We start from the raw sequence: 21,364 nt of genomic DNA, 5'->3' as shown, positions 1-21,364 counted from the left end.
TATGTTTAAGTGATTGAGATGCTCGGGGTATCCCAGACCGGTCAGGCGCTGCTGACACTACTGGTCGTTGCGGCGATGTTTGTTCTCTTCGTGCGCGAAATCTATCCGACTGAGGTGGTGGCGATTGCGGGTGTGGCGGTGTTGCTTGGGCTTGGCGTGCTGCCCTATGGCGCGGCACTAGAGGTGTTTTCCAACCCCGCCCCTTGGACCATTGCTGCGATGTTCATCGTAATGGGGGCCTTGGTGCGCACTGGTGCGCTTGACGCCTTTACAACGCTGGCCGACCAGCAGGCCAAGCATAATCCACGCGTGGCCATTGCGATGCTGCTCATTTCGGTGGTGATCGGATCCGCCTTTATGAACAATACCCCGGTGGTCGTTGTGATGATCCCTGTGTTTGTGCAACTGGCGCGTACGCTCAAGATTCCGGCATCCAAGCTGCTGATCCCGCTGAGTTACGCCGCGATCCTTGGAGGCACCACGACGCTGATCGGCACCTCGACCAATCTCTTGGTTGATGGCGTGGCCCGTTCAGCGGGCATGGCCCCATTCACGATCTTTGAGGTGACGCCGCTCGGCATTGTATTGGTGATCTGGGGAGCGATCTATCTGCGCTTTTTCGGTCCCTTCCTCTTGCCTGCGCGCGACAGTATGGCGGATCTCTTGTCGGACCGTTCCAAGATGAAGTTTTTTACTGAGGCGGTCATCCCCCCCGAGAGCAACCTGATTGGCCGCGACGTGACCGGCGTGCAGCTCTTCAAGCGGGAAGGGGTGCGGCTGATCGATGTGATCCGGGGCGATCAATCGCTCCGGCGCAATCTGGCGGATGTCACCTTGCAGGTTGGCGACCGGGTGGTTCTACGGACGCAGATGACGGAATTGCTCAGCCTGCAGCGCAACAAGAGCCTCAAGCGGGTCGATCAGGTCTCGGCGGTCGAGACGACAACGGTCGAAGTGCTGATCACGCCGGGCTGCAAGATGGTAGGGCGATCGTTGGGCGCGCTGCGATTGCGGCGGCGCTACGGTGTCTATCCGCTGGCCGTGCATCGCCGCAATCAGAACATCGGGCGGCAACTGGACGAGTTGGTGGTGCGGGTGGGTGATACTCTGCTACTGGAGGGGGCACCCGAGGATATTCAGCGCCTCTCGCGCGAGATGGAGATGGTCGATGTCTCGCACCCCTCGGCACGGGCCTTTCGCCGCGGGCATGCCCCGCTGGCGGTTTTGTCCCTTGCGGGGATCGTGGTGCTGGCAGCGCTTGGCGTGGCCCCCATTCTGGCGCTTGCGGTGATCGCGGTGGCGATGGTGCTCTTGGCGCGCTGCATTGATGCAGATGAGGCTTTTTCCTTTATTGACGGACAGTTGCTGGCGTTGATCTTTGCCATGCTGGCAATCGGTGCTGCCTTGCAGACCTCGGGTGCGGTCGAGTTGATGGTGGGCGGAATTGCGCCCGCGCTGTCGGTTTTGCCAGGGTTCATGGTGGTCTGGGCGATTTACCTTTTAACCTCGCTCCTGACAGAACTCATCAGCAACAATGCCGTCGCTGTGGTTGTCACGCCGATTGCCATCGGTTTGGCGGATGCCATGGGTATTGATGCGCGACCGCTGGTGGTGGCGGTGATGGTGTCAGCAAGCGCGAGCTTTGCCACGCCCATCGGCTATCAGACCAATACGTTGGTCTATGGTCCCGGCGGGTACAAGTTCACCGATTTTCTGCGGGTAGGTATTCCGCTCAACCTGAGCATCGGTCTGTTGGCAAGCGCGCTGATCCCGCTACTCTGGCCGCTTTGAGGTTAATGCCGCCAATCGATTTCGAACCGGCAGGCCGCGGCACCAGCGGCGCAGCAGGCAGTCTCCATCGCATGCGCGCGCGGGTGGACGAGCCGGGCAAAAAGGCGCTCGAATACCGCGGCGTGCCAATGGCAGAGGGGGGCCGGGGCGGATTCACCTCGAATGATCGGATTATCGGACAGGGTAAAGACCACCGGAGGGCCGGATTTGGCAGACAATGTGCCCGTGCCGCAAAATGTCCAGCCATGAGCAAGGATGGCACGCGTCAGGATCGGCGCTGCGACCCGCGCGGGCAGGGCACGCAGCAGGGTTTGTGCCGCGTGTGGAATGCGATGCGCGAGGATATAATCGCCTGTGCCCTGACCCGCGGCGACAAAGATTTCACGCGCATTTTCAGGATGTTGCCTGCGCAGCGCGCCGTGCAGGGCCGCGACGTGCGCCTCGTCGATCATCGAGGTCGCATCGGGCAGAGGATCAAAGCCAAGGGGGGCGAAGAGGGCGCGGCGTGCGCCCGTTCCTGCGATGTGGTCCATCGCGGGGGCCAGTTGCAGCACCGAATTGGGGCCGATGCGGGCACTTATATGACTGCCGTCAGGCATCCATCTGCTGCGTGCTGCCGCCGCAGGCGCGGACCTCGGCCCCATTGGGCATATTGAAGCCTTCGTTGCGGTCGATGGCGCGGTCCTTCATCTGGGCGCGCACGGCCTCGCGGCGTTCGGCCGCGCGTGCGGCACGGTCGGCGCTGGCCTCCCAATCCTCCATCTGTGCCTCTGCGATGGTGCGGGTTTCGTCGAAATCGAAGTGAACGGTGTTCTTGGTCTGTGGCCCCCAATACCCCGCCTTGCCGAGATCATAGAAGGTGCGGGCAAAGCCCGCCTTGAGAAACGCCTTGAGACAGCCCAAGAGATAGCGCCGCCGATAGCCGGTGCCGCGCCACGGATAGTGAAAGAGCGCCTTGCGCATGTAGAAACGGCGATAGTTTTTCATAACACCGTCAAGCAGTTCGCCGCGCGTCATGGCGGCGGGTTTCATGATTGGTGTGACAAAGTTATATTTAGAGAAATCAAACACTTCTACCTGATCGCGGAGTTCCTGAAACAGCGGCGTAAAGGGCCAGGGCGTATACATCGCCCAATTGGCGAGGTCCGGCTGCCAGTCCCAGGCCATCTGAAAGGTTTCCTCAAGTGTTTCGGGGGTTTCGTTGTCAAGACCGACGATGAACTGCGCCTCGGTAAAGATATCCGCCTCGCGCAGAAGCTGGATCGCCTCCTTGTTCTGGGCGACGGTGGTTTCCTTGTTGAATTGATCGAGCTTGAGTTGGGCCGCTGCCTCGGTGCCAAGACTGACATGCACGAGGCCCGCCTTGCGATAGAATTTCAGCAGGTCGCGGTCGCGGTAGATGTCGGTGACGCGGGTGTTGATGCCCCATTGCACGCGGCGCGGCAGGTCGCGAGCGATGAGTTCCTCGCAAAACTGCACGAATTTCTTTTTGTTTATAGTGGGTTCTTCGTCCGCGAGGATGAAGAAGCCGACGCCGTGGTTGTTCACAAGGTTCTCGATTTCATCCACCACCTTTTTCGGGTCGCGCACGCGGTAGTCGCGCCAGAATTTCCACTGGCTACAGAAAGAGCAGGTGAACGGGCAGCCGCGCGCCATGTTGGGGATGGCCACGCGTTTGCCAAGCGGCACATAGATGTATTTCTCCCATTCCAGGAGCGACCAGTCGGGGTTGATGGCGTCGAGGTCCTTGACGGTCGATGCTGCGGGTGTGGCGGTGATCGTGTCGCCGTCGAGATAGGCCAAGCCTTTGATGGATTTACGCTTTTCTAGCCAATCACCAGAGTCGGCGGCGCGGATCAGGTTGAGGAAAATCTCTTCTCCCTCGCCGCGCACGATAACATCGACCCAAGGGGCCTCGGACAGCACCTGCTTATACATGAAGGTCGCATGCACGCCGCCCAGCACCCGCAGCGCGCCGGGCACCACCTCTTGCGCGAGTTTGAGAATGTTTTCCGCAACATAGATCGAGGGGGTGATGGCGGTGACACCCACAACATCTGGGTTTAGATCGCGCAGACGGCTGCGCAGGGCGTCATCCTCGAGATTGTTGGTCATGGCGTCGATAAAGGTGACATCGGTATAGCCTGCATCGCGCAGGTGGCCCGCCAGATAGGCCACCCAAGCGGGGGGCCAGCTTCCGGCGATTTCGGCCCCGCCAGAGTGGTAGTTGGGATGGATCAAGACGATGCGCATGGCGGGACTCCCTGTGTATCATTTTAGATTACAGTTTAATGTGTCTAAAAAACTTGACATAAATCAAACAACGACGTCGCGGGGCGGGGCGTTGCCCTAGGTGCGGCAAGCGTATAAAAGGCGGCAGATTCCCGGATATGCAGGAGAAGGCACCATGGCCGGCCATTCCAAATGGGCGAATATTCAACACCGCAAAGGGCGCCAAGACGCCGTGCGCGCGAAACTTTTTTCAAAGTTTTCCAAAGAGATAACGGTCGCGGCCAAGATGGGCGACCCCGACCCGGACAAAAACCCGCGCCTGCGTCTGGCCATCAAGGAAGCCAAGGCGCAATCCATGCCCAAGGACAATATCGAACGCGCCATCAAGAAAGCGATGGGGGGCGATGCGGAGGATTATGAAGAAATCCGCTATGAAGGGTACGGCCCCAATGGGGTAGCGATCATCGTCGAGGCGATGACCGATAACCGCAATCGCACCGCGTCGAACGTGCGTTCGACCTTTACCAAGAACGGCGGCAATCTGGGCGAGACCGGCAGCGTCGCGTTTATGTTCGAGCGCAAAGGTGAGGTGACCTATGCGGCGAGCGTCGGTGATGCCGATACGGTGATGATGGCCGCGCTGGAAGCGGGGGCAGAAGATGTGGAATCTGGTGAGGACGGCCACACCATCTGGTGTGCGGATACGGATTTGAGCGAGGTGGCCACGGCGCTGGAGGCCGCCTTGGGCGAGAGCACATCGACCAAGCTGGTGTGGAAACCCACCACGACGACCGAAATGGACCTTGAGAGCATGCAGAAGCTGATGAAGCTCATCGAGGCGTTGGAGGATGATGACGACGTGCAGCGCGTCACCACCAATTTCGAGGCCTCGGATGCGGTGATGGAACAGCTCTGATCCGTAGCGTCTGCGTGTAAGCTCTGTAAGCTTTGTACGCGGATTTTGTACAAGATTGCAGGAAGTCCAGGTGGGGGGCGGCAAGCCCCCCGCGGATCAATGGCCCAGTTCGGTGAGACGCGCGCGCATCCAGGCGATTTCCGCCTCTTGCGCGGCGATCACATTCTCGGCGAGTTTGCGGACCTCCGGGTCCTTGCCGTGCTCGAGTACGATCCGCGCCATGGCAACCGCCCCCTCGTGATGCGGGATCATGCCGCGCAGGAAATCAATGTCTGCGTCGCCAGTAAACTCCATGTCCATCGCGCCGTGCATGGCGGCGTTCGCCGCCATATAGGCGCGGGTCGAGGCAGGCAGGTTGTGGGACATGTGCGCGGCGTGGCCGCTGTGGTCATGGTTGTCGGCAAGAGCGGGCGAGAGGGTGAGGGTCAGAAGCGTGGCGGTCAGGGGGGCAAGGCGCATGGGTGTATCCTCGGTTGTGGTCGCAATCGGGATATAGGAGCTTCCCCCTGCTGGAAGGCAAGGGGGATGTGCGGGGTTCAGCCCAGAGTGCGGGTGCCGAAATCTTGAAAAGATTTCGGTCCGATTTCTTTTGAAGAAATCGGGTTTGGGGCGGTGAGCCAGCGGATTGGGGCGCGGTTGCAGAAAATCACGATCTGGCCAGAGTTCTCAACGGCCTGATAGCCCCGCCGGTCAATTTCGCGCAGGAAACTCGCCATGCCCGCGAAACGTTCGATGTCGCGGGCCTTGCGCCGGATCACGGCACCTTCCTGCACCGATTTTGACGTGAAGAGGTCATGTAGCCAGACCTCGGGCGAGAGGGGGGAGTTACGGTTTTGCATTGCGTGACCATGCCGGATGAGGGGTTAAGGAGGCGTTAAGGTTGGTGCGCTACCGCCCCCGCCGTTTCACATTCCCGCCCCTTTGTCCCGGTCTGCCCGCAGTGGACCGTCCCCGTCCTTTGACGGCCTCGGCGCTGGCGGCCTCGACGGCGGATTGGCGGGCCAGGGGATCGTCGGAGATCACCAGATCCACAGCCTCCAGCCGCTTGACCTCGTCGCGCAGGCGGGCGGCTTCTTCGAATTCCAGATTTTCGGCAGCCTTGCGCATGTCGGCGCGCAGCCCGTCGAGCACGGCGGCGAGATTGGCCCCGGCCAAGGGGTTGTCAACCTGCGCGGTGACGCGCGCCATGTCGACGTCGCCTTTGTAAAGCCCGGCCAGAATATCCTCGACATTCTTGCGGACCGTGGCGGGGGTGATGCCGTGTTTGACATTATAGGCGATCTGTTTTTCACGGCGCCGGTTGGTTTCATTGAGCGCGCGCTCCATCGAGCCGGTGATGCGGTCGGCATACATGATCACCCGGCCTTCGGCGTTGCGGGCGGCACGGCCGATGGTCTGGATCAGGGATGTTTCCGAGCGCAGGAAGCCCTCTTTGTCGGCATCGAGAATGGCGACAAGGCCACATTCGGGAATATCCAACCCCTCGCGCAGCAGGTTGATGCCGATCAGCACGTCGAAGGCGCCAAGGCGCAGGTCGCGCAGGATTTCGATCCGCTCGATCGTGTCGATGTCGGAGTGCATATAGCGGACGCGGATGCCCTGTTCGTGCATGTATTCGGTCAGATCTTCGGCCATGCGTTTCGTCAGCGTGGTGACAAGCACCCGGTAGCCATCGGCGGCCACGCGGCGCACCTCGTCCAGAAGGTCATCGACCTGGGTTTCCACGGGCCGGATTTCGACCTGAGGATCAAGAAGGCCGGTGGGACGGATCACCTGTTCGGTAAAGACGCCGCCCGTTTGCTCCATCTCCCATGCGGCGGGGGTGGCGGAGACAAAGACCGATTGCGGGCGCATGGCGTCCCATTCCTCGAACTTCAGCGGGCGGTTGTCCATGCAGGAGGGCAGGCGAAAGCCGTGTTCGGCAAGCGTGAATTTGCGCCGGTAGTCGCCTTTGTACATGCCGCCGATCTGGGGCACGGAAACGTGGGATTCATCGGCAAAGACGATGGCATTGTCAGGGATGAATTCAAAGAGCGTGGGCGGCGGTTCGCCGGGGGCGCGGCCCGTGAGGTAGCGGGAGTAGTTTTCAATCCCGTTGCAGACGCCCGTCGCTTCGAGCATTTCGAGGTCAAAGTTGGTGCGCTGCTCCAGACGCTGCGCCTCGAGCAGTTTGCCTTCGTTGACCAACTGATCAAGACGCGTGCGCAATTCGCGTTTGATGCCGATGATGGCCTGTTGCATCGTAGGTTTGGGTGTCACGTAATGCGAATTGGCGTAGATTCGGATTTTGTCGAACGTGTCGGTTTTCTCGCCGGTGAGGGGGTCGAATTCGGTGATCGCCTCGAGCTCTTCGCCAAAGAAGGACAAGCGCCACGCGCGGTCTTCGAGGTGGGCGGGAAAGATTTCCAGACTGTCGCCGCGCACGCGGAATGAACCACGCTGAAAGGCCTGATCGTTGCGGCGGTATTGCTGCGCCACGAGATCGGCCATGATGGCACGCTGATCATAGCTCTCGCCGAGTTTGAGATCCTGGGTCATGGCCCCGTAGGTTTCGACCGAGCCGATACCGTAGATGCAAGAGACCGAGGCCACGATGATCACATCGTCACGTTCCAGAAGCGCGCGGGTGGCGGAGTGGCGCATCCGGTCGATCTGTTCGTTGATCTGGGATTCCTTCTCGATGTAGGTGTCGGAGCGGGCGACATAGGCCTCGGGCTGATAGTAGTCGTAGTAGCTGACGAAATACTCGACGGCGTTTTCGGGGAAAAATCCCTTGAATTCCCCGTAAAGCTGCGCGGCCAGCGTCTTGTTGGGGGCAAGGATGATGGCGGGGCGCTGCGTCGCCTCGATGATTTTTGCCATGGTAAAGGTCTTGCCGGTGCCGGTGGCCCCCAAAAGCACCTGATTGCGCTCGCCCTCGGTGATGCCTTGGGACAGTTCCGCGATGGCGGTGGGCTGATCGCCCGCCGGCTCAAAATCCGACGCCAGCACAAACCGCTTGCCACCCTCGAGCTTGGGGCGGGACTTTACGTCCGGCGCGGGATGGCTGAGCACGGCCGGGGTCTTGTCGGAATGGGCATAGGGCATGGGGCGCTCCGGTGGATCAATGTCCACATTTGTTCTCTTTGCCGTTGGGTTCAAGCCCCAAAGCGGGTGCCGCGCGCGGACCCTTCTGGGTAGAGCAGGCGCGGGGCGTGCGCGAATCGATTTCGCGATTCGTGACGCTGCGTCATACGATTCGGGTGCGGGGCATAGTGCCGCACCCGCCGGGCGTATGCGGGTTTCGCGAAGGGGGCTGTCGCAATTTTGAGCACATGGGTCGTTTAAGGAAGGGCTAAAGGCCAGAAAAACATCGTGTGAAAATTTATTTACAAAGTTTCGCCCTGTTTAATGCAAGAAATTCACTGATCTTATGGGCGTTTGTCAGGATTTTGTTAATTTCTGCGCATTTTCGGCTAGGGTATGCCAAGGAATGCGGCAGTGCCTGTCACGAGGAGCAGGTGGTCGCTGGGATGGAGGATTTCAAGTCATGAGCGACGCAAACGCAACCGCAGGTGCGAAAAAAGCCGGATTTCACATTGATCAGGCCAAGTATGAGCGGATGTATGCCGATTCGATCAGCAACCCCGATGCCTTTTGGGGCGAGCATGGCAAGCGGCTGGACTGGATCAAGCCCTACACCAAGGTGAAGAACACCTCGTTTGAATATGACAATGTGTCGATCAAGTGGTTCGAGGATGGCACGCTGAACGTGTCGGCCAACTGCATCGACCGGCATCTGGCAACCCGTGGCGATCAGACGGCGATCATCTGGGAAGCGGATGATCCCAATGATGAGCCGCAGCATATCAGCTACAAGGACCTGCACGCGCAGACCTGCAAGATGGCCAATGTGCTGAAATCCATGGGCGTGGGCAAAGGCGACCGCGTCGTGATCTATTTGCCGATGATCCCCGAGGCGGCCTATGCGATGCTGGCTTGCGCGCGGATCGGGGCCATTCATTCGATCGTTTTCGCGGGGTTCAGCCCGGATGCGCTGGGTGCGCGGATCAACGGCTGTGATGCCAAGGTGGTGATCACCGCCGACCACGCGCCGCGTGGGGGCCGCAAGACCAAGCTCAAGGACAATGTGAACCAGGCGCTGTTGCATGATACATCGGATGTGAAGTGCCTTGTGGTGCAACGTACCGGTGATCAGGTCGCCTGGCGGCGCGATCTGGACTTCTGGTGGCATGAAGAGGCCGAGAAGGTCAGCGCCGACTGCCCGCCCGAGGAAATGAACGCGGAGGACCCGCTGTTCATTCTCTATACCTCAGGCTCGACCGGGATGCCCAAGGGCGTCGTTCACACAACCGGTGGCTATCTGACCTATGCGTCGATGACGCATGAGTACATTTTCGATTATCACGAAGGTGATATTTACTGGTGCACGGCCGATGTGGGCTGGGTCACGGGCCATAGCTATATCGTTTACGGACCGCTGGCCAATGGCGCGACCACGCTGATGTTCGAGGGGGTTCCGACCTATCCGGATGCCGGCCGGTTCTGGCAGGTGTGCGAGCGTCACAAGGTCACGCAGTTCTATACCGCCCCCACCGCCATTCGCGCGCTGATGGGCAAGGGCACCGGGCCTGTCGAGGGCAGCGACCTGAGCAGCCTGCGTATCCTTGGCTCGGTCGGCGAGCCGATCAATCCCGAAGCGTGGAACTGGTACAATGAGAATGTCGGCAAGGGCAAATGCCCGATCGTCGATACCTGGTGGCAGACCGAGACCGGCGGCATCCTGATCACGCCGCTGCCCGGTGTGATCGACACGCCCAAGCCGGGCTCGGCCACCAAGCCGTTCTTTGGGGTGCAGCCCATCGTGCTGGACGATCAGGGCAACGAGTTGGAGGGCGAAACCTCGGGTGTGCTGGCGATCAAGGATAGCTGGCCGGGGCAGATGCGCACCGTCTGGGGCGATCACAGCCGGTTTGTCTCGACCTATTTCGAGATGTTCAAAGGCTATTATTTCTCGGGTGATGGCTGCCGTCGTGATGCGGATGGCGATTACTGGATCACGGGCCGTGTGGATGACGTGATCAACGTCTCGGGGCACCGGATGGGCACCGCCGAGGTGGAATCGGCGCTGGTCGCCCATGCCACCGTGAGCGAGGCCGCCGTTGTGGGCTATCCGCATGACATCAAGGGGCAGGGCATCTATTGCTATGTCACGCTGATGGACGGGGTGGAGCCGACCGAGGCGCTGCGCACGGAGCTGGGCAACTGGGTGCGTCAGGAAATCGGGCCGATTGCCAAGCCGGACGTCATTCAATGGGCGCCGGGCCTGCCCAAGACCCGCTCGGGCAAGATCATGCGCCGTATTCTGCGCAAGATTGCCGAGAATGACTTTGACAGCTTGGGGGACACCTCGACACTGGCCGATCCATCGGTGGTGGATGAGCTGATTGCCAATCGCACCAAGGCCTGAGAGGGGATGATGATGGACGGAAGCGACACACCCCGCAACGCCGCCAATCTGGTTCTCTTGGGGCCGCCGGGTGCAGGCAAGGGCACGCAAGCGCGCATGCTGGAGGAGCAATTCGGGCTTGTGCAACTGTCGACCGGGGACCTCTTGCGCGCCGCTGTGGCGGCGGGCACCGAGGCGGGCCGTGCGGCCAAGGCGGTGATGGAAGCGGGCGATCTGGTGTCCGACGAGATCGTCATCGCCATTCTGCGCGACCGTCTGGCCGAGCCGGACTGTGCCAAGGGCGTGATCCTCGACGGGTTTCCGCGCACCACGGTGCAGGCCGAGGCGCTGGATGGTCTCTTGGCCGAGATCGGGCAAGGTATCCGCGCCGCGATCAGCCTGGAGGTGGATGATGCGGCGATGGTGACGCGGATTTCGGGCCGCTACACCTGCGGCGGCTGTGGCGAGGGCTATCACGACACGTTCAAGGTGCCGAGCAAGCCCGGTGCCTGTGACAAATGCGGCGGCACCGAGATGAAGCGGCGTGCCGATGACAATGCGGAGACAGTGGAACAGCGGCTGCGCGCCTATCACGCGCAGACCGCGCCGCTGATTTCCTATTACGAATCGCGCGGCGTTCTGGCCCGCGTCGATGCGATGGCCGAGATCGAGGCCGTCGCAAGAGAGCTGAACGCCATCGTCGCCAAGGCGGTCGCGTAAAGGAGTGCCCGTGCCGGGATGGTCCCGGCGCGGTCTGGAGGAAGCCGTTATAAAAGGGAGGGCACGCTTTGTCCGATCAAGAAAGAGCAAACGCGTATTGGAAGGCCAATCTGCGTCTTATCACATGGAGCCTGGTGGTCTGGTTCTTTGCCTCGTTTGGCTTTGGCATTTTGCTGCGGCCCATGCTGTCGGGGATCGCCATTGGCGGCACCGACCTGGGATTCTGGTTCGCGCAGCAAGGGTCGATCATCGTCTTTCTGGTTCTGATCTTCTTCTACGCCTGGCGGATGAACAAACTCGATGCCGAACATGGCGTCGGTGAAGAATAAATAGGGGGAGGGACAATGGATCAAACAACACTCAATATCATCGTCGTTGGTCTCAGCTTCGTGCTTTACTTCGGTATCGCGATCTGGGCCAAGGCGGGATCTACGGCTGAATTCTACGCGGCTGGACGCGGCGTGAATCCGGTCATCAACGGGATGGCCACGGCGGCGGACTGGATGTCGGCGGCCTCGTTCATCTCGATGGCGGGTCTCATCGCCTTTGTGGGCTATAACAACTCGACCTTCCTGATGGGTTGGACCGGTGGTTATGTTCTCATGGCCATGCTGCTTGCGCCCTATCTGCGCAAGTTCGGCAAATACACCGTGCCCGAGTTCGTGGGCGACCGGTTCTATAGCCCGACCGCGCGCGTCGTGGCCGTGATCGCGCTCATCACCATGTCGGTGACCTATGTGATCGGTCAGATGGCGGGTGCCGGTGTGGCCTTCTCGCGTTTCCTTGAGGTGGACAACACCACCGGTCTGTTGATCGCGTCGGGTGTGGTTTTCGTGTACGCCGTTCTGGGCGGGATGAAGGGCATCACCTATACGCAGGTGGCACAGTATTGCGTTCTGATCATCGCCTACACCATTCCGGCGATCTTCATCTCGCTGCAACTGACGGGCAAGTTCCTGCCGCAGATGGGCCTGTTCTCTGAACATGCGGCATCGGGTCAGTATCTGCTGGTCACGCTGGACGGTCTGCTGAACGATCTGGGCTTTAACCAGTACACCACCGGGTCGAGCCCGTGGCTGATGGCGCTGTTCACCCTGTCGCTGATGATCGGTACTGCCGGTCTGCCGCATGTGATCATCCGCTTCTTCACCGTTCCCAAAGTGTCTGATGCGCGTTGGTCTGCTGGTTGGGCGCTGGTCTTTATCGCGCTGCTGTATCTCACCGCTCCGGCTGTGGGTGCGATGGCGCGCCTGAACATCATGACCACCATGTGGCCGCAGGGCGTTCAGGGCGAAGCTGTGGCCGTGGACGATCTGCCCGATTGGTTCCGCACCTGGTCGACCACCGGCCTCTTGGCTGTGGAAGACAAGAACGGCGACGGCAAGATCCAGTACTACAACGACAAGTCCGAAGCGATGACCGCACTGGCGGCCGAGCGTGGCTGGCAGGGCAACGAGCTTGTGACGTTCAACCGTGACATCCTCGTGCTGGCCAACCCCGAAATCGCCGGTCTGCCGGGCTGGGTGATCGCGCTGATCGCCGCAGGTGGTATCGCGGCGGCCCTCTCGACGGCGGCGGGTCTGCTCCTGGCCATTTCCTCGGCCGTGAGCCATGACCTGATCAAATCGACGATCAATCCCAACATCTCGGAAAAAGGCGAGCTTTTGGCTGCCCGTGTCTCGATGGCGGTGGCGATCGTGGTGGCAACCTATCTGGGCCTCAACCCTCCGGGCTTTGCGGCGCAGGTTGTGGCCTTGGCGTTCGGTCTGGCGGCGGCGTCGCTCTTCCCGACGCTGATGATGGGCATCTTCTCGAAGCGCATCAACTCTGCGGGTGCGACGGCGGGTATGCTGGCCGGTCTGATCTCGACCACGCTCTACCTGTTCCTCTACCTGGGTTGGTTCTTTATCCCCGGCACGAACATGCTGACTGCGGATCAATACCTGTTCGGTATTCCGCCGACCCATTTCGGCCCGATTGGCGCGCTGCTGAACTTTGCAGTTGCCTATCTCGTGTCGAGCATGACGGCAGAACCGCCGCAGGAGATTCAGGATCTGGTCGAAAGCGTGCGTATTCCGCGCGGTGCCGGCACGGCTGTGAATCACTAAGCAAGCAATGGACAGGGGCGGCACGTGCCGCCCCTGTTCCCTCTGACACCTGCCGATATTTCCGGAAACCGGGTGCTTTTAGGTGATTCCCCACCAAATCCGAGGAGAGCCGCGCCCGATGAGCGACGTCAAACCCGATCCCATTGACAGCCTGACACGCCATGCGCCGTTTTCCGGCTTGCCGCATGCTCTGCGCTCTGCACTGGCGCCCAAGCTGGCGCGGGTGGTGTTGGAGCAAGGCGCTTTGCTGTTTGAAAAAGGCGCGCCGCTGGCCGGGCTATACGTGGTCGAGACAGGTGGGCTTGATATCGAGACGGGGCATGCCGATCTGGTGTCGCACCGGGGCCCGGGCGACATCATGGGCGAGCGCGGGCTCTTGCGTGATGGCAATGCGCTCTTGACGGCGCGGGCCTCGGAGCCCTCTGATCTTATCGTTATTCCGCGCGAGTCGTTTCTCGACCTGATGGAGCAATCGGACGAGATTGCGCGTTGGTTCGCCCGTGCGCGGCCCACGGCGCAGGGCGATGACGGGCCCTATGCCACGGGTTTGACAGCCCTTCAGGTGTCGGACCTTATGACCGCCACGCCGATCACCTGCGGGCCAGAGGCCACGATCCAAGATGTGGCGCGGCTCATGCGGGACAATGTGATTTCTTCCGTGGTGGTGATGGAGGGCGCGCGCCTGGCGGGGATCATCACGGTGCGCGATCTGGCCAACAAGGTATTGGCCGAAGGGCTGAGCGGGGATGTCAGCGTGGCCCAGGTGATGACGCCGGACCCGGTGACAATCGAGCCGGGGCGGCTGGGTCTTGATGCGCTGATGCTCTTGTCGGACCTCAAGGTCAATCACCTGCCGGTGGCGCAGGGGGGGCGGGTGCTGGGCATGATCGGCAAAACCGATCTCTTTCGCCAACAGGCCGCCACGGCGAGCCATATGGTGGCCGATATTGCCAGTGCCGAGGCGCCCGAGGACATGGCGCATGTCATGGAACGGGTGCCGATGCTGTTGGTGCAACTGGTGCAGGCCGGGGTGCGGCCGCAGTCGATCACGCGGCGGATCACCGATATTACCGACGCGATTACCCGCCGATTGCTGCGGCTGGCGGAGCAGCAGCTTGGCCCGGCCCCTGTGCCCTATCTCTGGGCGGCCTGCGGCAGTCAGGGGCGGCGGGAACAGACCGGCGTGAGCGACCAGGACAATTGCCTGATCCTGGATGATAGTTTCCAGCCGGAGCATGACGCCTATTTCGCGGCGCTGGCCAAGTTTGTCAGCGACGGGCTGAACACCTGCGGGTTTTTCTATTGTCCGGGCGACATGATGGCGACCAATCCGCGCTGGCGGCAGCCACGCCGGGTATGGCGCAGCTATTTCGCGCGCTGGATCGCGCAGCCGGACACGGAGGCGCAGATGCTGGCCTCGGTGATGTTCGATCTGCGGGCGATTGCGGGGGAGAATGCGCTGTTTGACGATTTGCAGGCCGAAGTGCTGGCAAGTGCGCGCAAGAATTCGATCTTTGTCGCGCATATGGTGTCCAATTCACTCAAGCATACGGTGCCCCTGGGCCTTTTGCGCGGCTTTGCCCTGATCCGGTCGGGCGAGCACAAGAACACGATCGACCTCAAGCATTCGGGCGTGGTGCCGGTGGTCGATCTGGGGCGGATTTATGCGCTGTTGGGATCGCTGGAGGTGGCGGGCACACGCGAACGGATCACGAGCGCGCGGGCCGGGGCCGTGATTTCCGAGAGCGGCGCGCGCGATTTGCTGGATGCCTACGATCTCATTGCGGAAACGCGGCTGCGGCATCAGGCATCGCGCATTCGCGCCGGACGCACCCCGGACAATTTCATGGCCCCTGCCGATCTGTCGGACCTTGAGCGCAACCACTTGCGGGATGCGTTCATGGTGGTCAAGACCATGCAATCCGCCATCGGACAATCCAGAGGAGCACCGGGATAACTTATGTTTTTGGAATTGATCGCCACTTTCGCCGTTGGCATCGGCGCTGCCGGTACTGCCCTAGTCGTGGGGCATCTGAGCCGGGGCCGTTTGCCGCGCTACTCCGCGCCCTTTGCGGCGGGGATCGCGATGCTGTGCTATGTGGTCTGGTCGGAATACACTTGGGCCAACCGCACGCTCAGCACCCTGCCTGACAGTGTCGAGGTGGTCAGCGCGGTTGAAGAAAGCAAGCCGTGGAAGCCGTGGAGCTATATCGTACCGCAGGTCACGCGGATGATGGTGCTGGACCGCGCCGGGGTGCAGACCAATCCGGCGGCACCTGAGATCCTCTTGGCGGATATTTATCTCTTTGGGCGTTGGGCCGCGCCGATGATGCGCCCGCAACTGGTGGATTGCGCCAAGGCGGCGCGCGCCGATGTGAGTGAGGTGGCGCTGGCCGATCCGTCGCAGGCGGAGTGGATTGCCGTGGGGTTGGAGGACCCCGTGATCGAGGCGCTCTGCCAAAGCTAAGTCAGTCGTAACCGGGAGAGGAGGCCCGTCATGCCTGAAAAAACCGTTCTGCTGGTTGAAGATGAGGACAATATCGCGCTTGCGCTCGAACATCTGATCGGGCGCGCGGGATACCGGTTGCGCCGGGTGGCCACGGGCAATGCCGCGCTGGCGGCGATGGCCGAGGACCGGCCTGATCTGGTGGTGCTGGATGTAATGCTGCCCGAGCGGTCGGGCTATGAGATTTGCCAGTTGATCCGCGCCGACGCCGCGCTCAAGGGGATCAAGGTGCTGATGATGACCGCCGGGGGGGGCGAGGTCGAACGCCGCAAGGGGCTGGCGGTGGGGGCGGATGCCTTTATGACCAAGCCTTTCGCCACCGCTGATCTGACCGCGCAGATCGGCGAGTTGCTGGCCGGGGCGGATCATGATTGAGCGCCTGACGGCGCGTTTGGGTCTACGGCTGCGATTTGCGCTCTTCTTTGCCGCGCTTGCGCTGGGGGGGGCCGTGGTCATCGCGGGCGCGCTCTGGTTTGGCTATACGCGGGCGGGCGGGCCGCTGGATGGGTATGTCATCGGCGGAATGGTTGCGGCGCTGGGCGTGATGGGGTTGGCCGCCTGGATCGGGCTGTTGTTCGATGAGAACGTGGCCAAGCCCATTCTGGCGCTGGCCTCGGACCTGACGACGCGGGCGCGGGCCGATGTGGATTTGCAGATCGACGAGGCGCAGGCCAAGCATCTGAGCACGCTGGCGCCCGCCGCCAATGCGATCAATGCGGCGCTGTCGGAGGCGCGGGCTGCGCGCGCCCGCGCGGTCGAGCGGGAGACCGCACGGATTGCTCGGGAAAAGGCGCTCTTCGAGGCGCTCTTTCGCGATCTGGGCGAGGGGGCGGTGGTGGCCACGCCGGACAATCGGGTGATGCTCTATAACCGGATGGCGCAAGAGCTGTTGGGCGATATCGGTCTGGATCGCCCGCTGTCGAATGTCCTGCGCCCCGAGCCGATCATGGATGCGCTGTCGCGGATGCAGGAGGGGCGGGTGCGTGGGCATATCGGGGCCGAGACATTCCTTGCGGCCTCTGCGAATGGCAAGCGGTTTCTCTTGGGCCGTGTCAGCCCGATCCTTTCGGATGAGGAATTGTCGGGGCATGTGCTTATTTTCCGCGATGCGACGGAGGATCTGAGCGCGCATGCGCAGCAGGACCATCTGTTCAACACGCTCTTGGAGGGGGTGCGCCGACCGGCGGCCACCATTGGCGCGCTGCTGGATGTGCTGCAATCAGCGGATGATCTGCCCCCCGAGAGCCGCGCCAAGTTTCGCAAAGGGATCGAGGACGAGGTGGCGCGGCTCTTTGAGTGCCTGCGCGAGATGGGCGTGCAACATGCCGGGGTCAAATCGCGGCGCTGGCCGATGTCGCCGGTTGCGGCGTCGCATGTGTTCGACGGGTTGAGCGTGCAGGCGCGGGTGCCGCTGAGCGTGGCGCGCAGCGAGGCGATGTTGAGTTGCGACGGTTTTGCCGTGACCACGCTCTTGGGCGGGTTGCTGGGGCATCTGGCCGAGGACGGCAGCCGCGACGGATTCAGCCTGAGCGCCGAGCAGGACGGGGCCGAAACGCGGCTGATCCTGAGTTGGCAGGGCGAGGCGGTGACGGATGGGCAATTGACCGGCTGGCTCAAGGCGCCGCTGTCCACCGCCTATGGGGACTATTCCGGGCGCGATGCGCTGAGCGCGCATCAGACGGATGTCTGGGCCGAGGCAATGGCCGGGGGGCACCGGATCGTGTTGCCGCTTGCCACCGCAGCACCACCGCTACAGCCCGGCGATGCGCGGCCCGAGTTCTATGATTTCAACCTGCCAGAGGTGGCGGGCGGAGATCTGGCCGAACGCCCCCTGTCGGACCTGAGTTTCGTGGTGTTCGACACCGAAACCACCGGCCTCTCGCCGCGGGGGGGCGATGAGATCGTGCAGATTGCCGGGTTGCGGATCGTCAACGGGCGCATTCTGCGCGGCGAGAGTTTCGACATGCTGGTCAATCCGGGCCGCCCGATTCCGCCTGCCTCGACGCGGGTGCATCATATCAGCGACGAGATGGTGCAGGGTGCGCCGGATATTGTCGAGGCCGGGCGGCGGTTTCACGATTTCTGTCAGGGCGCGGTGCTGGTGGCGCATAACGCGCCCTTCGATCTGGCGTTTCTGCGGCTCAAGGAAAAGGTCATCGGGCGGCGGTTCGACAATCCGGTGCTTTGCACCGTGTTGATGTCGGCGGGGCTGTTCGATCACAGCGGTCAGCATACGCTGGATGCGCTCTGCGAGCGGTTCGGGATCACCATCCCGCCCGAGGCGCGGCATACCGCGATGGGCGATACTGTGGCCACGGCAGAGGTATTCGTGCGGATGCTGGGTCTCTTGCAGGCCAAGGGTGTGACAACGCTGGGCGGGGCGATTGCCGAAGAGGGGCGCATGACCAAGATCCGCAAGGCGCAGAATTACTGAGAACGGCGTGGCGTTGGGGCATTTTGGCGCTGAGCCCTTGGCAATCTGCCGTCCCTGACCGATATGGGGCGCATGGGACACAAGATTGCGACCTGTTCATATTGCGGCACGCGGGCGGTTCTGGTGCTGGACCGGGCCCGGCATGAGCTGGCCTGTTCGAGCTGTGGCGCGCCGCTGCACGAGATGAAGGCGATGCCCGCGCGCGAAAGGGGCGCCGCGCGGCCCAAGACGCGGCCCATGACGCTGCCCCGGCAGGAGCATGGGCACGAGCGGCAAGCCCCCGAGCGCGCGCGGAAATCCAAGCCGCGCAAAGGGTTTGGGCGGCGGATGCTGGAAGAGATCTGGGACGCGGTCGAGGACATTTTCGACTGAAGCCGCCGCGATGACGCGCGATCAAGGGCAGTCACAGGTATATTACAAACCCTTTATATCCTGAGAATCGGACCTACATCTGTCCCAGAGGCGTCGATACGGAACATTGATGCCTTTTATCACTGTCCCTCGTTCCGCGACTTGCGCCCAAGTTTGACTTGGGCGCTTTTTTCTGCGCGCTATCCGTGGTTCATAGGGGCATGAGCGAAGAGTATAGCGATTCCCATCTGCGCGAGATCCTGACCCGCACCCGGCGTGTGGCGGTGGTCGGCGTGTCGATGAACCCCGTGCGCCCGAGCTACTATGTGGCGCGCTACCTCAGCCTCAAGAGATACGAGGTGGTGCCGGTCAATCCGGGCCATGCCGGTGAGATGCTCTTTGGTCAAACGGTGGTGGCGGGGCTGCGCGATATTGCGGGCGCGGTCGATATGATCGACATTTTCCGCCGGTCCGAGCATGTCGGCCCTATCGTGGAAGAGGCGCTGGAGGTGCTGCCGGGGCTGCGCACGGTCTGGATGCAGATCGGGGTTGAAAATGCGGAGGCTGCGGAAATGGCACGAGCGCGGGGTGTCGATGTGGTGATGAACCGCTGCCCCAAGATCGAATATCAGCGGCTCTTTGGAGAGTTGCGCATGGGCGGGTTCAACACGGGCGTCATTTCATCCAAGCTGTGAGCCGGATCAGTTCCCGCCCAAGAGGCGCAGCGGCATCAGACGGTCCTGCACCAGACGCAGGACAAGCGGCACGACCAAGAGGACCGCAAGCACCGTTCCGGCAATGCGCAGCGCGCGGCGGCGGCGTTCATGGCGCAGGCGCACCACGGGGATGGTCACGACCGGCGTGATCTCAAGCTCTTTTTCCAGTTGCGCGGCGCTGCGGATCGCCGGGTTGAGAAGCTCGAGCGTGATGACGAGCGCCAAACCCAGCACAAGGCTGGCCAGTGCCCCGGCAATCGCCAGTTTCTTGCGGCTGGCGGACACCGGAAATTCCGGCGGAATGGCGGTTTCCAGAATTTCGAACCGTTCCTGTTGCTGGCGCGATTCAAGGACGCTGGCCATTTCCGCCTCGACCCGGTTGGTGGTGATGGTGCTGAGCTGATCCTGAAGCTGGGTGAGGTTGCGGGTGAGCGCGCCCAATTCCCGCTCTACACGGGGGGCTGCGGCCAAGGCAGCCTCATTCGCGGCGATACGGGCCGAGACCAGCGCGCGCTGGTCGGTCAACTGGCCGATCTGGCGGGCAAACACCTCTTGCCGCTGGCGGGTGGATTCGGTTTCCAGCGCGATGATCTGCTGGTCGAGAGCGAGCAGGGTTTCATTCAGGGTGCGCAATTCCTCGCGCACGGGCGTGATGCTGGAGGGCAGCGACGCCCCGTTGGCGCGTTTGAAATCGGCAATCACGCCTTCGACTTCGGCGATCTGGGCGCTGACCCGCGCCTCTTCGGTGCTGAAGAAATCGAGCGTTTCGCGCACAAGGTCCATGCGCCGCTCGCGGTTCTGGGTGATCACGGTTTCCACGAAATCATTGGCCACCTCGGCGGCCTTGACCGGATCGTTGAGATTTACCGTCACGCTGAGGCCAGAGGGGGTGGTGGCCGGTCCCATGCCGGGGATGCCGACGGTGATGGGCGTGATCCGGGCAGAAATCCGCAGTTGATGCACCTTTTCGGCCAGCGGCATGTTGGGAACATTGGCAAAGAGGCCGTGCCGCTCGATCACCTTGACCAGATTGTCGCGCGCCATCAGGCGCTGCTCGATCAGTTGCAGACGGTGGTTGGCGTCCGTGGCAATCGTCTGCCCGGCCAGATCACTGCCCACCTGCGGGGATTCGATCTGAATCACGGCGGTGGCCTGAAACACCTTGGGTTGGCTGAGGGCGATGAGGACCGAGAGGATCGCGCCGATAACGCCGACAAGCGCGATGAGCCACAGTCTGCGGTGCAGGAGCCGCATCAGATCGGGCATGGACTGGATCGCGCTCATGGCTTGCCTATCGGTGTCGTTTCAAGGTGGTCAACGCAGGTGCCGAAAACGAAAAGCCGCTCGGGATGTTTCCTGCTGACGGACAGACCCGCACGCGCGGGATGCCATCCTGTCAGCCGAATGCCCCCAAACGGCCCTGACAGATTTAAGTCTCAACTTGGCCACAATCTAGCAATCGTGCCACAATTTCGCCACAGGTTATTCATCGCGTTCTGGAAACAGAGTGTTCAGAGGCGGGGCAGGGCGACCACGGTGGCGATAATCCCATCCGCCTCGACTATGTGTCCCGCAAAGCGCGTGGCGGGGACAAAGGGCGGGCAAACGGTCAGGAGTTCGGCGGAAAAGCGGTGTGGCCCGTCGAATGTGACCTCAAGATCGTGGAAGGACAGCAGCCTGCGGCTCTGGGCATATTGGGCCTTGTAGGTGGCTTCCTTGGCGCAAAAGAGGCGGCGGGACAGGAGGCCGCCGGCGTCTTGGGCCAAGGCCGCCTGTTCGGCGGGGGTGCAGATTGTGGTCAGGATGTCATCGGGCAGGGGCAGGGCTGGTTCCAGATCAAGGCCAAGTCCGGCCCAGTCCCTGGAATGTCCAAGCAGCGCCAGACAGGTCCCGGCACCGTGGCTGATCGTGCCGGTCACACCCTCGGGCCAGTGCGGCGCGCGGTCGGGGGCCATGGGGATGGCGGCCGGGGCGTGGCCAAGGGCGCCCAGGGCGCGGCGCGCCGCGCGGCGGCCGGCGGCGAATTCGCGGCGGCGGTTGGGCACCGCGCGCGCGATGGCGGTGGCCTCGTCTGGCCAGAGGCCGGTGGCTTCGGCGCAAGGATCGCTTGCGGCCAAGGCCAGCCCCTCGGGCAGGCGGGC

The 21,364-nt window shown here is 62.1% G+C and carries 19 protein-coding genes; 12 read left to right on the top strand and 7 right to left on the bottom strand.

The features are described 5' to 3' along the window. The first annotated feature begins 18 nt into the window (after positions 1-18). A complete protein-coding gene (locus ROSMUC_RS13750; protein ID WP_075571742.1) occupies positions 19-1,791 on the top strand; it encodes an SLC13 family permease in 1,773 nt (590 codons plus the stop codon). A gap of 2 nt (positions 1,792-1,793) precedes the next feature. On the opposite strand, the gene bchJ is transcribed toward ROSMUC_RS13750, so the two are convergent. Together bchJ and bchE are read right to left on the bottom strand one after the other, a co-directional pair. Continuing rightward, positions 1,794-2,390 carry a bacteriochlorophyll 4-vinyl reductase gene (gene bchJ / locus ROSMUC_RS13745; RefSeq protein WP_037274249.1) on the bottom strand — a complete coding sequence of 199 codons (597 nt, stop codon included), beginning with the start codon at positions 2,388-2,390 and terminating at the stop codon, positions 1,794-1,796. Further along, positions 2,383-4,044 carry a magnesium-protoporphyrin IX monomethyl ester anaerobic oxidative cyclase gene (bchE, locus tag ROSMUC_RS13740; protein WP_037274246.1) on the bottom strand — a complete coding sequence of 554 codons (1,662 nt, stop codon included), beginning with the start codon at positions 4,042-4,044 and terminating at the stop codon, positions 2,383-2,385. The genes bchJ and bchE overlap by 8 nt, the downstream gene beginning before the upstream one ends. Positions 4,045-4,198: 154 nt before the next feature. Between bchE and ROSMUC_RS13735 the strand changes: the two genes are divergently transcribed. Further along, the gene (locus ROSMUC_RS13735; RefSeq protein WP_037274242.1) at positions 4,199-4,939 is read left to right on the top strand and encodes a YebC/PmpR family DNA-binding transcriptional regulator; all 741 of its coding nucleotides are present in this window, start codon (positions 4,199-4,201) and stop codon (positions 4,937-4,939) included. Positions 4,940-5,035: 96 nt separating this feature from the next. Here ROSMUC_RS13735 and copM read toward each other — a convergent pair whose 3' ends face one another. From copM to uvrB, 3 genes are all read right to left on the bottom strand, one after another. Then, the gene (gene copM, locus ROSMUC_RS13730) at positions 5,036-5,398 is read right to left on the bottom strand and encodes a CopM family metallochaperone (RefSeq protein ID WP_037274239.1); all 363 of its coding nucleotides are present in this window, start codon (positions 5,396-5,398) and stop codon (positions 5,036-5,038) included. 77 nt (positions 5,399-5,475) lie between these two features. Further along, entirely contained in the window at positions 5,476-5,778 is a 303-nt protein-coding gene (locus ROSMUC_RS13725) for a hypothetical protein (protein ID WP_037274236.1), read from the bottom strand. Between the two features lie 49 nt (positions 5,779-5,827). Continuing rightward, positions 5,828-8,026 (bottom strand): excinuclease ABC subunit UvrB, encoded by a 2,199-nt coding sequence (gene uvrB / locus ROSMUC_RS13720; protein WP_037274233.1) that lies wholly within the window; start codon positions 8,024-8,026, stop codon positions 5,828-5,830. Between the two features lie 442 nt (positions 8,027-8,468). Between uvrB and acs the strand changes: the two genes are divergently transcribed. The 10 genes from acs to ROSMUC_RS13670 all read left to right on the top strand — a co-directional run bounded on the left by acs (position 8,469) and on the right by ROSMUC_RS13670 (position 19,202). Beyond that, positions 8,469-10,409: an acetate--CoA ligase gene (acs, locus tag ROSMUC_RS13715; protein WP_037274230.1), complete on the top strand. Its 1,941-nt coding sequence runs from the start codon at positions 8,469-8,471 to the stop codon at positions 10,407-10,409. Positions 10,410-10,421: 12 nt separating this feature from the next. Next, on the top strand, positions 10,422-11,108 hold the full coding sequence (locus tag ROSMUC_RS13710; RefSeq protein WP_037274576.1) for an adenylate kinase: 687 nt from the start codon (positions 10,422-10,424) through the stop codon (positions 11,106-11,108). A 68-nt stretch (positions 11,109-11,176) separates the two neighbouring features. Then, positions 11,177-11,437 carry a DUF4212 domain-containing protein gene (locus ROSMUC_RS13705; protein ID WP_037274227.1) on the top strand — a complete coding sequence of 87 codons (261 nt, stop codon included), beginning with the start codon at positions 11,177-11,179 and terminating at the stop codon, positions 11,435-11,437. 15 nt (positions 11,438-11,452) lie between these two features. Beyond that, positions 11,453-13,216 (top strand): sodium:solute symporter family protein, encoded by a 1,764-nt coding sequence (locus tag ROSMUC_RS13700; RefSeq protein ID WP_037274225.1) that lies wholly within the window; start codon positions 11,453-11,455, stop codon positions 13,214-13,216. Positions 13,217-13,334: 118 nt separating this feature from the next. Beyond that, on the top strand, positions 13,335-15,173 hold the full coding sequence (locus ROSMUC_RS13695; RefSeq protein WP_037274222.1) for a DUF294 nucleotidyltransferase-like domain-containing protein: 1,839 nt from the start codon (positions 13,335-13,337) through the stop codon (positions 15,171-15,173). Between the two features lie 3 nt (positions 15,174-15,176). Next, complete coding sequence (locus tag ROSMUC_RS13690; RefSeq protein ID WP_037274219.1) at positions 15,177-15,683, top strand: hypothetical protein; 507 nt, start codon at positions 15,177-15,179, stop codon at positions 15,681-15,683. Between the two features lie 30 nt (positions 15,684-15,713). Continuing rightward, a complete protein-coding gene (locus ROSMUC_RS13685) occupies positions 15,714-16,097 on the top strand; it encodes a response regulator transcription factor (RefSeq protein WP_037274216.1) in 384 nt (127 codons plus the stop codon). Continuing rightward, positions 16,090-18,156, top strand: a complete 2,067-nt coding sequence (locus tag ROSMUC_RS13680) for a 3'-5' exonuclease (RefSeq protein ID WP_037274213.1) — start codon at positions 16,090-16,092, stop codon at positions 18,154-18,156. Before ROSMUC_RS13685 ends, ROSMUC_RS13680 begins: the two co-directional genes overlap by 8 nt. A gap of 72 nt (positions 18,157-18,228) precedes the next feature. Beyond that, positions 18,229-18,528, top strand: a complete 300-nt coding sequence (locus tag ROSMUC_RS13675; RefSeq protein ID WP_037274575.1) for a hypothetical protein — start codon at positions 18,229-18,231, stop codon at positions 18,526-18,528. Positions 18,529-18,728: 200 nt separating this feature from the next. Further along, positions 18,729-19,202 carry a CoA-binding protein gene (locus ROSMUC_RS13670; RefSeq protein WP_037274206.1) on the top strand — a complete coding sequence of 158 codons (474 nt, stop codon included), beginning with the start codon at positions 18,729-18,731 and terminating at the stop codon, positions 19,200-19,202. A 6-nt stretch (positions 19,203-19,208) separates the two neighbouring features. Here ROSMUC_RS13670 and ROSMUC_RS13665 read toward each other — a convergent pair whose 3' ends face one another. Then, the gene (locus tag ROSMUC_RS13665; protein WP_037274199.1) at positions 19,209-20,507 is read right to left on the bottom strand and encodes a GumC family protein; all 1,299 of its coding nucleotides are present in this window, start codon (positions 20,505-20,507) and stop codon (positions 19,209-19,211) included. A gap of 227 nt (positions 20,508-20,734) precedes the next feature. Further along, on the bottom strand, positions 20,735-21,364 hold a 630-nt coding region (locus tag ROSMUC_RS13660; RefSeq protein ID WP_037274197.1), incomplete at its 5' end, for a 4'-phosphopantetheinyl transferase family protein.

This window comes from Roseovarius mucosus DSM 17069 (genome assembly GCF_000768555.3).
Classification (GTDB): domain Bacteria; phylum Pseudomonadota; class Alphaproteobacteria; order Rhodobacterales; family Rhodobacteraceae; genus Roseovarius; species Roseovarius mucosus.
This window is presented reverse-complemented; position numbering and strand designations above follow the sequence as displayed.

What these genes read in the sequence shown, in the direction of transcription:
- ROSMUC_RS13750 (WP_075571742.1), top strand. Translation starts at nt 19, where the DNA reads ATGCTCGGGGTATCCCAGACCGGTCAGGCGCTGCTGACACTACTGGTC.
- bchJ (WP_037274249.1), bottom strand. Translation starts at nt 2,390, where the DNA reads ATGCCTGACGGCAGTCATATAAGTGCCCGCATCGGCCCCAATTCGGTG.
- bchE (WP_037274246.1), bottom strand. Translation starts at nt 4,044, where the DNA reads ATGCGCATCGTCTTGATCCATCCCAACTACCACTCTGGCGGGGCCGAA.
- ROSMUC_RS13735 (WP_037274242.1), top strand. Translation starts at nt 4,199, where the DNA reads ATGGCCGGCCATTCCAAATGGGCGAATATTCAACACCGCAAAGGGCGC.
- copM (WP_037274239.1), bottom strand. Translation starts at nt 5,398, where the DNA reads ATGCGCCTTGCCCCCCTGACCGCCACGCTTCTGACCCTCACCCTCTCG.
- ROSMUC_RS13725 (WP_037274236.1), bottom strand. Translation starts at nt 5,778, where the DNA reads ATGCAAAACCGTAACTCCCCCCTCTCGCCCGAGGTCTGGCTACATGAC.
- uvrB (WP_037274233.1), bottom strand. Translation starts at nt 8,026, where the DNA reads ATGCCCTATGCCCATTCCGACAAGACCCCGGCCGTGCTCAGCCATCCC.
- acs (WP_037274230.1), top strand. Translation starts at nt 8,469, where the DNA reads ATGAGCGACGCAAACGCAACCGCAGGTGCGAAAAAAGCCGGATTTCAC.
- ROSMUC_RS13710 (WP_037274576.1), top strand. Translation starts at nt 10,422, where the DNA reads ATGGACGGAAGCGACACACCCCGCAACGCCGCCAATCTGGTTCTCTTG.
- ROSMUC_RS13700 (WP_037274225.1), top strand. Translation starts at nt 11,453, where the DNA reads ATGGATCAAACAACACTCAATATCATCGTCGTTGGTCTCAGCTTCGTG.
- ROSMUC_RS13695 (WP_037274222.1), top strand. Translation starts at nt 13,335, where the DNA reads ATGAGCGACGTCAAACCCGATCCCATTGACAGCCTGACACGCCATGCG.
- ROSMUC_RS13690 (WP_037274219.1), top strand. Translation starts at nt 15,177, where the DNA reads ATGTTTTTGGAATTGATCGCCACTTTCGCCGTTGGCATCGGCGCTGCC.
- ROSMUC_RS13685 (WP_037274216.1), top strand. Translation starts at nt 15,714, where the DNA reads ATGCCTGAAAAAACCGTTCTGCTGGTTGAAGATGAGGACAATATCGCG.
- ROSMUC_RS13680 (WP_037274213.1), top strand. Translation starts at nt 16,090, where the DNA reads ATGATTGAGCGCCTGACGGCGCGTTTGGGTCTACGGCTGCGATTTGCG.
- ROSMUC_RS13675 (WP_037274575.1), top strand. Translation starts at nt 18,229, where the DNA reads ATGGGACACAAGATTGCGACCTGTTCATATTGCGGCACGCGGGCGGTT.
- ROSMUC_RS13670 (WP_037274206.1), top strand. Translation starts at nt 18,729, where the DNA reads ATGAGCGAAGAGTATAGCGATTCCCATCTGCGCGAGATCCTGACCCGC.
- ROSMUC_RS13665 (WP_037274199.1), bottom strand. Translation starts at nt 20,507, where the DNA reads ATGAGCGCGATCCAGTCCATGCCCGATCTGATGCGGCTCCTGCACCGC.